The following is a 12,680-nucleotide window of genomic DNA, read 5'->3' on the forward strand; positions in this document are numbered from 1 at the left end:
GAGTTTTCTTTTTAATAAACTACAGTTGAAATAAAATAAATGAGCCACAACCACGGGCATAATCATTCGCAGCATCACCATCATGATATGAAGGATAAAAATCTATTGATTTCTATTCTCTTAAATATCGTTATTACGGTAGCTCAAGTTATTGGTGGTTTAATTTCTGGTAGTCTATCTTTATTGAGTGATGCGCTTCATAATTTTAGCGATGTTATTTCGCTAGTAGTAAGTTATCTAGCTTCAAAATTATCTAAAAGGAAAGCCTCCGAACACCGTACGTTTGGTTATAAACGAGCAGAAATTTTAGCAGCTTTTATCAATGCATCTACATTAGTAATTGTTGCTTTTATTTTAATTAAAGAAGCAGTAGTGCGGTTTCAAAATCCGCAGGTTATCGAGTCTAACTTAGTTATTGTTTTAGCCCTGTTAGCTATTGCTGGTAACGGTTTTAGCGTGTTGTTGTTAAAAAAAGATGCCGGTAATAATATTAATATCAAATCGGCTTATATTCACCTATTAACCGATATGCTGGCTAGTGTAGCCGTATTTATTGGTGGTATGTTAATGAAATATTACCAGCTTTTTTGGGTCGATAGTTTATTAACATTTCTGATAGCTTTGTACTTAATTTGGGTGGGTTTTGATCTTTTAAAGACTTCTACCAAAATGTTGATGCTATTTACACCCGAACATATTGATATTAATAGCCTAGTTAGTGATGTTAATAAGTTCGAAAAGGTGAAATTATTGCACCATGTGCATATCTGGAATTTAAGTGATAATGAGCTACATTTAGAGGCGCATTTGGATTTAGAAGAAAATGTGTTAATAACTGAGTTCGATGCTATTTTAAGTAGGATAGAAACTTATTTACATGAAAATCATGATATTAACCATGTTACTATTCAGCCAGAATTTGATAAAAACGACTCTAAAGACATAATAGTACAAGATTAAATCTCCAATTGTTAATAACTCCATTTACCCTTATTTATGATTAATATTGAAGTAAAAACCTTCGAAGCTTTAACAAAGCAAGAATTATATAGTTTGTTACAATTACGTAGCGAAGTTTTTGGTGTAGAACAAGATTGTGTTTATCAAGATATTGATGGTAAAGATCAAAAAGCATTGCATGTTTTAGGAATCAAAAATGACAAAATTGTTGCTTATACGCGTATTTTTAAACCAGGCGATTATTTCGAAGAATCAAGCATTGGTAGGGTAGTAGTGGCTAAAAATGAAAGACAGCATAAATATGGTTACGATATTATGCACGCTTCCGCGGAAGCGATACAAACACACTTTAGCCAAACGGTTATAAAAATTTCAGCACAAGTATATCTTAAAAAATTCTATAATAATTTAGGTTTTTCTGAAATTGGAGCATCTTATTTAGAAGATGGTATTCCGCATATTGCCATGATAAAACAGTAAAACAACTACCGTTTTAGTGTAAAATGCCCTTTTAGCGTTTCTTTTGTTTTTAATGTCACTAAATACCAATAATCGGTAGGAGGCAATAACTGACCATTGTAAACACCATTCCAACCTACATAATTGGTATCGAAGCTTTTTAGTAGCTTGCCATGTCTGTTAAACACATAAATACGATCTACTAAATTTAAAGTATCGTAAATCTGCCAAAAATCGTGATTACCATCATTATTGGGTGTAAAATATTTAGGGATATAAAAAGCATCGTTTATAATGGTAACTGTAAAAAACGACTGATTACTATCGCATATCGTTTCATTAAAAATAAATATGGTTTGTGTATTGTTAATAACTTCGCCAGGTCTTAATTCTAGACCGTTTCCATTAGCTTGAGTAAAATATTTTCCGTTAGTAATTTGTGGTAATGTATAGCTAATGCCAATATAATTTTCGAGGCTATCAACAGGTATAGTAACGCTGCATGCTTCTGTAGAATTTACGTAATTTGTAAACGTTGTTGGTTCCCAATGTGTATAGCTATTTTCCGGATTATCTACTACAACACAGTTTAGATTAGTATTTAAACTAAAATCTAAGCTGTTTAAACTGCTATTGTTTCCGTTTTTAATATTTAGTATGCATAAGTTATTATTACTGCAGTTTAAAGCCACTAAATCACCATTATTAGAAGTTTCTAATGTAGAGAGCGCATTATCATTGCAAGTCACTGTTCTAATATTTCTATTAAATGAAAGATCTAAGGTTGTTAATAAGTTGAAACTACAGTCTAAAATAGTTAAAATAGAATTCTCCGTAAGGTCTATGTTTGCTAGCCTATTGCCGTTTATTAACAAAGAATTTAAATTCTTGTTTTCGGTTACATTTAAATCTAATAATGTATTATTAGCAGAAGATAATACAGTGAGTTTTCCGTTTTCGGTAGTATCTAAATAATTTAAAAAATTAGCATCGCAAACCAAAGAAATTAAATTTAGGTTTTGAGTAACATCGAGATTAGAAAGTTGATTATTAGCACACCAAAATATTTTCAAAGCACTAAGTGATGTTACATCTAAGCTGGTAATACTATTGTTACTACAGTATAACTCGGTTAAGTTTACATTGTTAATAACTGATAAAGACGATAAGTTATTATCGGAGCAATTAAGTATGGATAATGCTGTAAAATCTTCAATTCCGGTAAGGTCCGTTATATTTTGAGATTCTAGATCTAAATTGGTTATACTGCTAATATTCGCAGTTGGAACCAAATTATCTAAAGGTCCAGAATCTGCACCAGCATCTATTAAAAACTGTTCGAAATTATCATCTGGAACAAAAGTATTTTGAGATTGAATATAATTACAAACTATGCACAGGTAAACAAATAAAAAATAGGTTTTCCTGTTCATAATATATTAGTTTGTATCACCAACGTGCGTTATTAAAACCTCTACACGTCTATCTAGTTTTGGATCGCCACCAAGCGGAAATTTACGGCGCATACCCATGTAACGCATGCGTCTTTTATTTACACCTTTTTTTACAAAATAGTCGTAAACAAATTTAGCTCGTGTTTCCGATAAATTACGTTCTTTTGTTTTTCTATCTACAGCATCTCTAGTAAGTTGCGTGCAACACACGTGGCCTTGTATAGTAAAATAAAGATTTTTACGCGCTACCAATATTTTAGCAAGTGTATCTAATGTTTTTTTAGATGAAGGTAAAATGGTGCTATAACCCGTTTTAAAAAGAATATTATCTAGTATAATTTTATCACCAATATTTAGTTTACCCTGCAGTTTTTCTGGTGCATTTTTAGGTAATTTAGGTTTTGGTGGTTCTTCAACTTCTACAATGTCCTCTATTACAACCTCTTCTACAACAGGTGGTTTTGGTTTAACATTAATTTCTACTTTTCTATTTAAGCCTCTAATGTTTAAAATGTTATTGTCTTCAATAATTTTGAGTAAAATTTCACCTTTACCATCAACATTAGTAATTAAATCTTCGCTAATTTCATTATCTGAAAAAATAGATTTTATGGCATTAGCTCGGTTTTGAGATAGTTTTAAATTATAGGTGTCGGCACCAACATCATCACAAAAACCATAGATAGAAATGGATTCTATGTCCATATCTTGTAGGGTTGAAATAAAAAGGAGTAACCTATTTTTTTCGGTAGAAGGCACATCAAATTTATCGGTATCAAAATAAACATCGTGGCTTAGTTCACTTTGCGAAAAAGTGCTACCAGTTGTTAAAATGAAAAGTATCGATAAAATAAATTTATACATAGTTTTAAAGGCTATTGGGGCTGTAAATATACAGTTTTTGAGATTTTAACCTCTATGAATGTAAACTTAGCCAACTTTGAAACCAAATAAACTAACGTAAAATCCACTTGAGATTTACTCTAAATACTCAGAATATTTTGAAGGATTACTAAGAATTTCGGTTGCTTTTTTAATTCTAGCATCGTGAGTTTTGTAGTAATCAAATAGGCCTTCTCGGTAGGCGTATTGTTTCACGATATCTTCAGTTAAGGATTCCATTAAAAAAGCTTTATTTTCATCTATAACATCAGATTTCGATTGTTTTAAATTCGCCATTAAGGTGTTATAGTCTTTTTCAATATTATCGTTAAGTTCTTCATTTGTTGCAGTTTCAAAAGCTTTACTAAGTGCTTTTTCAGTTTCGGTTTCAAAAGAAAAATTGTTTGTTTTTAAATACTTTTTAAAGTCTATAAAATCAGCATCCGATAATTCAAAAGTGTTAATATCATCAATTTTATGTGAGTAATAATAGTTGGTTGCGTAGTTAAAAATTAAATCGTTATTAACAATTGCAGTAGCTACCGGCGATTTTTTATTTTGCCCCACTAAAACATCTGGATAAACACCTCCACCATCAAAGACTTGACGACCGTTTTTAGTTTTAAAGGCATTGTATTGTTCTTGTTTTACACGTACAGCTTCTCCGTTTTCATCACGATGCCAATAATCTAAAGCCTGTATACAGCGCCCAGAAGGTGTATAATATCTAGAAATGGTAATTTTAACTTGTGTACCGTATGTTAATAACTTTGGGCGTTGTACTAATCCTTTTCCAAAACTACGAGATCCAACCACAACGGCACGATCTAAATCTTGCAAAGCACCCGAAACAATTTCACTTGCCGATGCACTTCTGCCGTTAATTAAAACGACTAACGGAATTTCTGTATCAATAGGTTCGCTTTGTGTGTAATAGGTTTTATTGTATTGTTTTACCTTAGATTTTGTAGTTACTACCAGCTGGCCTTTTGGCACAAAAAGATTAACAATTTTAATAGCTTCGTTTAATAAACCACCTGGATTGCCGCGTAAATCTAAAATTATTTTTTCGGCACCTTGGGCTTTTAAATCGCGTAATGCATAATTGGTTTCTTTGTGTGCTTTTTTATTAAACTTACTTAAAACAATGTAACCTGTTTTTTCGTTTATCATTGAAAAATAAGGCACGGCTTTTATTTCTACTTCGGCACGCTTTATGGTTGCTGTTTGGGTTTTCCCTTGGCGATTGTAAGTGACTTCAACTTCAGAATTTGGAGCCCCTTTTAATAAATCACCTGCGTAATCTTTATACGTTTCAATTAAAACATTACCCACTTTTATAATCTCGTCTCCAGCTTTTAAACCGGCTTTATCGGCAGGATAATCTTTGTATGGTTCAACAACAACAAGTTTATCTTTAAATGTTTTTATTCTAGCACCAATACCTGTGTAATCGCCGGTATTGTTAATTCTAGCGGCTTCCACATCTTGCTCGTTCATAAAATTTGTGTACGGATCCAAACTAGCTAGCATGCTTTTTATAGCGATATCCATTAAGTCGCCAGGGTTGGTTTCATCAACATAATTCATGTTGAGTTCTTTAAATAGTGTGGTAAAAATTTCTAGCTGTTTTGCAATTTCAAAAAAATCGTTTTTAAAAGCTGTGGTTGTAAAAAACAGCGAACAAGCTAAAACTGGAATTATTATTTTCTTTTTGAAGAATTGTTTCATGTAAAGTAATTTTATTCTGAAATTTTATTTGAAAACTTTTCGAAAACTTGTTTCATTTTAGTTTCAACCTGCACAAATGTGGGCTTTTCTTTGCCAATGTACAAAATCATAAACGCATGTTGAGCGGTTAAATTGTTAAAATACTCGGCTTTATTTAATCTGTAAGCTTCGCGTAACAAGCGCTTTATACGGTTTCTGTCTGGGGCTTTTTTAAAGTTTCGTTTACTTACCGATACTCCGGTTTTTGCCAAAATATCTTCATTAAAACGCGTTGATAAATAAACCATACGTAACGGATATGCCGAAACCGATTTTCCTTCGGTAAACAGCTTTTCAATTAGCTTTTTGCTTTTTAATTTTTCTTGTTGTGGGTATGTAAAACTCAATGTCTTTTTATTATTGCTCAAAGGTAATGAAATAAAAAAACCGGAGTGAAGTGGTTTGTAGTAAATATTTTAGAGGGTGTTGATGGTTATGCATTAAGAATAGTGCGTAGTTTGAGTCCGAGGATTTTCCGAAGGAAAATTATATATAAGAAAATAAGTATGAGCTTTTTATTTAAAAAAAAAACTTACTCATTATTTTTATATAATATTTTACCAATATTTTTTACGTTTCTTTAATTTTGTTTTGTCGAAATCCAACCTTCAATGTATGAAAATAGAATTTTTGTTATCTCAATCATTCCATGTATGGCTTCAATTCTCAAATTGTCATTTATAATGATGTCTTTTTTACTTATGCTTAGTTCAATAATATTTTCTTTACTGTCAATTAGTTTTGTTGCTGCAAAAAAATGCTTATCACTTAAATGTATAAAACCTGATGTTTCTTTATAAACATTTTCTATCCAAGGAAACTCTTCGTTCATTTTATTTCTCAAATACCAGTCTTTTAGATAGTTTCCCTCTCTATCTTTAATTTTGTCCATTTGTTTTCCGTTAATTATTTCTGTTGCAAATGCATGAGGGTTTTCAACTAACCAAGCACCAGAAAAACGAAGTATATTATCTAAATGACACCTAACAAGATGACAAGCAGCAATATAATTTTCGTTTTTAATTAAAGTAGTAAAGCCAAAAATTAGTTTTAAACTTCGATCTAGAACTGCATTAGCTAAAAGGTCAATAGGAAAGGTTTTGTTTTTGTGCATTTCCTTTCCTAGTGAGATGATTTTTGATTCTAGTTTTTCTAGTTCTTTTAATTTTTTATCAACCTTTTGGTTCATATCTAATATTGTGTACAACTATTAATAATTTTTCATTTCTAAATTTTAATTAAGCCTTTATAGATGCTTTTAAGTTATCTAAGCTATCAATAATAGCCAATGTATTAAAAGTGAAAATAGAAGCACCTAGCGTAACAACATGTGTAGATATGTCGATGGCTTTTTGAACATCTTGTAAACCCTTGTACGATTTATTAATTTTTTTGGTAATCGCATCCAAGGTTTCGAGAGAAGCCGTTACATCGTCTAAAACAAAGGTGGCCGACATGGTGAATAAATCATCGGAATACTCTAATGTTTTTCTATGCGTTTCTCTTAGTTTTTTATTTTCAAGTTTAGTTAACTTATCGAAGTTTAAAATTCTATAATCACCCATAGATTGTGCTAATGCTAAAAAATAATTAGCCAGCTCATTCACCTGTTTTGAAGTTAATTTTGCCATGGTTTTTATAATTTTTTTAATTCAGAAATAATCGATTTAATTTCACTAGCCGACTGTAAAAGTTCTTGTTTTACAGCCTTTGACGATACATGCTCAATATCATCATAAAGCTTTTGGTGTCCAGCAGATATAGCCGATAAGGTTTTTGAGTATGCCGTAAATTTAGCTTGTTGTTGTTCAATTTCTAAAATACTATTGTAGTATTCTTTTATGGTATTTCGCTTTTCAAAATTAGAGAGTGAGGTATCTTTTACTAAATCGAAATAATCGGCTTTCAGTCTGTTTTTTTTCACTTCTAATTTTCCGTTTAAATTAGATGAAATATTAAAATCTAGAAATGAAATTAAATATTTTACAGAGGCATTAGCATCTTTAACGTATGTTTTAATTTTCTTTTTTCTGTATGAATCGGTAAAGGCATGAATTAAAAGTTGCGATACTTTGGTATAAGATTCTACATGTTCCTTTTTAATAGTAATGGAGCCAAAATCACCTTCGGATAAAGCGTTTGATAAAGCCTCGGTTTTGTAAGATGTTAAATCGTTATCCGATAAATTTGTTAAACCATCAAAATACCCAAAAACAGAAGCGTAAATTTTTAAGGTAATGCTATCGGCCACTTTTTCTTGTTTACAATTGCAATTTTGATCTAGAAATTCTAAAGCATTAATTTTTTCTTCAAAACATTTATCTAAACAACTTTGTTGAAAACTATAGTTTAAGGTTTCAAAATATTGAACGCCTGTTAACGATTCTGAAGAATAAGTATTCACATGTTTTAAATTTACGCAGCTAGAAACACAAAGCATGGCCATGAATAATAGACCGTAAATTTTAAGAGGTTTCATCATTTTTTAAGGGAACTTTATTGGTTTAAGTAAATAGCTTGTGTTAAATTAAAATTAGCACGAATTGTGTATGAAGTATTTACCCTACTAATTTATATCTTTTTTCTGGTGAAATCAATATTTTATAACTTGTATTATTTTAAGTGATTGATAATCAGTTAAAATTTATTTTTATTTGGAAAGTTTAGAAAATAAAAAAGCCTTTCTGTTTTCACAAAAAGGCTTTTAAAAAGGTATTAAAATGTATTATTTTTTGTTGTTCGAGCTATCTACATCGGCCATTAATCCAGAAGGATCAATTTCAACTGTTTTTACAGCTTTTTTTGCATCGAAGCTGTAAGTTGGGTAGGCCCAAGCCCAATCGCTAACTATAGTAGCTGTGGTTGGTTTTTCACCACGCATCATTTGTAAAGGAATGTAGAAATCTTCCGAAGTACCATCTACATACGTTACTTTTAAATCTATAGGCATTGGCATTAAACCAATACGCTCTAAAGTAATGTTATTACCTTCTATAGCTTTTACGCTATAATCAATGGTGTTTGTTGTTTGTCCGAAATCTATTAAATACCAATCTAACTCTAAGCCAGATACGCGTTCTGCGGTACGCACGATATCTAATGGTTTTGGATGTTTAAATGAGAAATCGGTATAATATTTTTTTATAGTTTTCTTTAAGTTTTCGGCTCCGATAACATAACCTAATTGACTTAAAAACACAGCGCCTTTACTGTATGCGGCAATGCTGTATGAGCGATTGTAAGCATAACGATCGGAATGTGTGGTAAGTGGTTGTTCTTTTCCAGAATTTGCTAAATAAATATAGCCTTTGTAAGCGTTGGCTAAAGGATTTTCTTTGCCTTCATCCATAATATCGTTCATGGCCATATTACTGATATAGGTTGTAAAACCTTCGTCCATCCATTCGTGCTTAGATTCATTTGAAGCTAATAAAAACTGAAACCAAGTGTGTGCTAATTCGTGAGCTGTTACACCAACTAAACTACCGTAACTTCTATTACCTGTAATTAAAGTACTCATGGCATACTCCATACCACCATCGCCACCTTGAATAACTGAGTATTGCTTGTATGGGTATTTACCAATATTTTCGCTGTAGTATTCCATAAGCTCTACAGTTTTTGGTTGCATTTTTTTCCAGTAACCTTTATGCTCAGCATCTAAATTATTTTTATAGAAAAAATGTAAAAGCGGTCCGTTTGGTACTTGTTTAGTATCGTGGATATAATCTTTATCTGCAGCCCAAGTAAAATCGTGCACGTTTGGTGCAACAAAATGCCAAGTTAATTTATCTGAATTCGATTTTGTAACCGCTCCAGTTTCATAACCATGACCAATTTGATTTGGGTTTTGTAAGTAACCAGAACCTGCAACTGTATAATCTTTATTAATAGTTAATTTTACATCAAAATCTCCCCATACACCGTGAAACTCACGACCAATATATGGATCGGCATGCCAACCTTCAAAATCGTATTCGGCTAATTTGGGATACCATTGTGCCATAGATAAAGCAACACCTTCGGCATTGTTTCTACCCGTTCTACGAATTTGTGCAGGAACTTGTGCATCAAAATCCATAGTGAACGTTACTTTTTCTCCTGGTTTAATAGGGTTTGCTAGTTTAACTTCTAAAACTGTACCTACGGTTTCGTGTGTTAAAGTTGTTCCGTTTTGTTTTAAACTGTTTACTTTAATGTAACCAATTTCGTTTGGTTTTAATTGGCCAATTCTGCTACCAACACGAGCGTCTGGATCGGCAATAGTTTGCGAGCGTACATCCATTTCGCTACCTGGTTGAAAGGCATTGAAAAATAAATGATAATACACACGATCTAAAACATCGGGAGAATTGTTGGTATAAACCAATGTTTGTTTCCCTTGGTATTGATAGTTGTTTACATCCATATCAATATCCATTTTATAATCTACATGCTGTTGCCAATACGTGGCTGTTGCAGGAGAATTTAAAACCATAGATGTGCTAGAACTTGTTGTATTTGTTACCGTTTTGGTACTTGTACAAGAGGCTAGTAAAGCGATACTTAAAATTGAAATATATATTTGCTTCATATAAATATTGAATAAAAAAAGAGGCTGTTTAAGGCCTCTTTTTTAAGTTATAATTAATGTGTTTTTGAGGCTAAAATTAGTGCGTTGTAGGCATTAACCATTTTAGAAGATTTGGATAAATCTGCAAATGGTTTAATATCATTAGTGTCGCCACCAACAATAACTTTACTTTTTACAGCTAAACCAGATTCCATAATAATTTGTTTTACCTGTGCAGCACTTAATTTAGGATAGTAAGAGCGTATTAAGGCAGCAACACCAGCAACAGCAGGAGCGGCCATAGACGTACCTCCTTTAGTATCGTATTCGTTTTCTGGAACTGTAGAATATACTTTAGCTCCTGGTGCAAATACATCAACATTTACTTTTCCGTAGTTAGAAAAACCTGCAACAATACCAGAACCATATTTAGGCTCTAAAGCTCCAACAGTTATAAAGGTATCTGAAACTTCTGGACCAATACCAACAGCATCATTTGGGAATACATCTTTTTCGTCTAAGTTAATACCTTCGTTACCTGCAGCATTTACAAAAAGCACATCGTTTTTAGCAGCGTAAGCAATAGCATCGCGTACCCAATCACTATGTGGTGAGTAGTATTTACCAAAACTTCCGTTAATAATAGATGCGCCATTATCTACAGCATAGCGAATACCTAATGCAATATCTTTATCGTACTCATCACCGTTTGGTACGGCACGAACACTCATAATTTCTACGTTGTTAGCAACACCATTTGCGCCTTTACCATTATTACGTTTTGCTGCAATAATTCCGGCAACGTGTGTACCATGACTTTCAGATTTTATAGTTGGTTTTACATTACCGTTACCATAAAATTTAGTAGACATATCATCTGCATTATCACCATTAATACGTCCGTTAAATTCTTTGTTTAAGTTGTAGTTTAAACGATCGTTAATTTGTGTGGTACTGTTATCAATTTGCTTTTTAGCAGCTGTTAAAGATTCCATACCGTTGCTGTAAAAGTACTTAGCAATTTGTACAGCACGAGATAAAGTTTCGTTGTCTGTTTTAATAGCGTTTACATCAGCTTTAGTATAATCTTTTTTGTTTAAGTGTTTAGATAAGGTTTCATCTGCACTTGCAATTTGCATAGACATTTGGTCATAATTTGTTTTATAACCCATGTATTTTTGATATTCTTCATCGTATTCAGTTTTAGCTCTCGCGTAATCTGGATCGCTAGTATCACCTTTAGCTAAAATTCTAACAAATTCTAATTGCTCATTGTAAGTATCACCTAGAAAATTCCATCCATGAATATCATCAATATAACCGTTTTTATCGTCGTCTATACCGTTGTTTGGAATCTCTTTGGTGTTGGTCCAAATAACATCTTTTAAGTCTTCATGATCTATATCAATACCAGCATCTATAACTGCTACAATAACTTTTTCTCCTTTTTTGTTTTTAATAATTTCAGCGTAAGCTTTATCAACACTCATACCAGGGATGGTATCTTTTATTAAATCTAAATGTCCCCAATTGTGTTTTTCAATTTCAGTTAAATCTGAAACTTTTAAAGGTGTATTATCTATATTCTCTACAGGAGTAGAAAGTATTTCTGCTGCGCCTCCGCAACCTGTAATTAGTAGCGCTGTAAAAGCAGATACGGTAATCGATTTGAATGTGTTCATTTTTACTATTTGAGTTAGTCTTTAATTTATTTAAAAATATCTTGAGTTGTGTATGTTTGATCTAATCGCACGCCTTTTTCGGTGTGTTTTACGGTAATAATTTCGTTGTGTGCATCGTGTTCTAAAAAGAGATAAAAATTGTTGTCGGCTGCTAAATTTAAGAAGCTTTCTTTTTCGTTTAACGTTAACAGCGGTCGAGTATCATAGCCCATAACAAATGGTAATGGTAAATGCCCAACGGTTGGTAGTAAATCGGCCATAAAGGCGATGGTGTTTCCTTTGTAATGTATTAACGGTATCATTTGTTTATCGGTATGTCCGTCGGCAAAGAAGATATCGAATCCTAGGGGTGAATTTTTTAATGTATTCGAATTAGGAATTCCTGTAAACTTAAGCTGTCCGCTTTCTTCAATAGGAATAATATTTTCTTTTAAAAAGGATGCTTTTTCACGATTATTTGGCTGGGTTGCCCATTGCCAATGGTCTTCGTTACTCCAATAATGAGCATTTTTAAAAACGGGTTGATAACCTGTTTTATTTTTATTCCATTCTATACATCCACCAGAATGATCGAAGTGTAAATGCGTTAAAAATACATCAGTAATATCATCACGATGAAAACCATGCGCTTTTAGCGAGCCATCTAAAGTATCGTTACCCCAAAGCGAATAGTAACCAAAGAATTTATCAGATTGTTTGTTGCCCATACCCGTATCAATCAAAATGAGCCTGTCTCCATCTTCAATAAGTAAGCAACGAGCTGCAATATCGATTAGATTATTGGCATCTGCGGGATTTGTGCGTTGCCATAATGTTTTAGGCACAACACCAAACATAGCGCCGCCATCTAGTTTAAAATTACCGGAATTGATAGGGTATAACTTCATAAGATCGTAAAATTACGGAATCTATTGTTAATCG

Annotated in this window: 12 protein-coding genes; 2 read left to right on the forward strand and 10 right to left on the reverse strand. The window is 32.3% G+C overall.

Annotated elements, in window-relative coordinates; all coding sequences use genetic code 11:
• Positions 1-39 precede the first annotated feature (39 nt).
• A complete protein-coding gene (locus tag BM246_RS06285; protein ID WP_042496274.1) occupies positions 40-960 on the forward strand; it encodes a cation diffusion facilitator family transporter in 921 nt (306 codons plus the stop codon).
• 36 nt (positions 961-996) lie between these two features.
• Entirely contained in the window at positions 997-1,440 is a 444-nt protein-coding gene (locus BM246_RS06290) for a GNAT family N-acetyltransferase (protein WP_074936570.1), read from the forward strand.
• A gap of 5 nt (positions 1,441-1,445) precedes the next feature.
• Here BM246_RS06290 and BM246_RS06295 read toward each other — a convergent pair whose 3' ends face one another.
• From BM246_RS06295 to BM246_RS06340, 10 genes are all read right to left on the reverse strand, one after another.
• Positions 1,446-2,852 carry a T9SS type B sorting domain-containing protein gene (locus tag BM246_RS06295; RefSeq protein WP_042496270.1) on the reverse strand — a complete coding sequence of 469 codons (1,407 nt, stop codon included), beginning with the start codon at positions 2,850-2,852 and terminating at the stop codon, positions 1,446-1,448.
• Between the two features lie 6 nt (positions 2,853-2,858).
• A complete protein-coding gene (locus tag BM246_RS06300; RefSeq protein WP_074936572.1) occupies positions 2,859-3,737 on the reverse strand; it encodes an OmpA family protein in 879 nt (292 codons plus the stop codon).
• Positions 3,738-3,851: 114 nt separating this feature from the next.
• Positions 3,852-5,486, reverse strand: a complete 1,635-nt coding sequence (locus BM246_RS06305) for a S41 family peptidase (RefSeq protein WP_074936574.1) — start codon at positions 5,484-5,486, stop codon at positions 3,852-3,854.
• A gap of 11 nt (positions 5,487-5,497) precedes the next feature.
• The gene (rnpA, locus tag BM246_RS06310; protein ID WP_042496266.1) at positions 5,498-5,872 is read right to left on the reverse strand and encodes a ribonuclease P protein component; all 375 of its coding nucleotides are present in this window, start codon (positions 5,870-5,872) and stop codon (positions 5,498-5,500) included.
• Between the two features lie 233 nt (positions 5,873-6,105).
• Entirely contained in the window at positions 6,106-6,714 is a 609-nt protein-coding gene (locus BM246_RS06315; protein WP_074936576.1) for a hypothetical protein, read from the reverse strand.
• A gap of 49 nt (positions 6,715-6,763) precedes the next feature.
• The gene (locus BM246_RS06320) at positions 6,764-7,156 is read right to left on the reverse strand and encodes a hypothetical protein (protein ID WP_074936578.1); all 393 of its coding nucleotides are present in this window, start codon (positions 7,154-7,156) and stop codon (positions 6,764-6,766) included.
• Positions 7,157-7,161: 5 nt separating this feature from the next.
• Positions 7,162-8,007: a hypothetical protein gene (locus BM246_RS06325; protein ID WP_139221860.1), complete on the reverse strand. Its 846-nt coding sequence runs from the start codon at positions 8,005-8,007 to the stop codon at positions 7,162-7,164.
• Between the two features lie 243 nt (positions 8,008-8,250).
• On the reverse strand, positions 8,251-10,098 hold the full coding sequence (locus BM246_RS06330; protein ID WP_074936582.1) for a M1 family metallopeptidase: 1,848 nt from the start codon (positions 10,096-10,098) through the stop codon (positions 8,251-8,253).
• A gap of 53 nt (positions 10,099-10,151) precedes the next feature.
• Entirely contained in the window at positions 10,152-11,759 is a 1,608-nt protein-coding gene (locus BM246_RS06335; RefSeq protein ID WP_074936584.1) for a S8 family peptidase, read from the reverse strand.
• Between the two features lie 26 nt (positions 11,760-11,785).
• Complete coding sequence (locus BM246_RS06340) at positions 11,786-12,646, reverse strand: MBL fold metallo-hydrolase (RefSeq protein WP_074936586.1); 861 nt, start codon at positions 12,644-12,646, stop codon at positions 11,786-11,788.
• Positions 12,647-12,680: the final 34 nt, after the last annotated feature.

It is taken from the genome of Algibacter lectus, assembly GCF_900112395.1.
Classification (GTDB): Bacteria; Bacteroidota; Bacteroidia; order Flavobacteriales; family Flavobacteriaceae; genus Algibacter; species Algibacter lectus.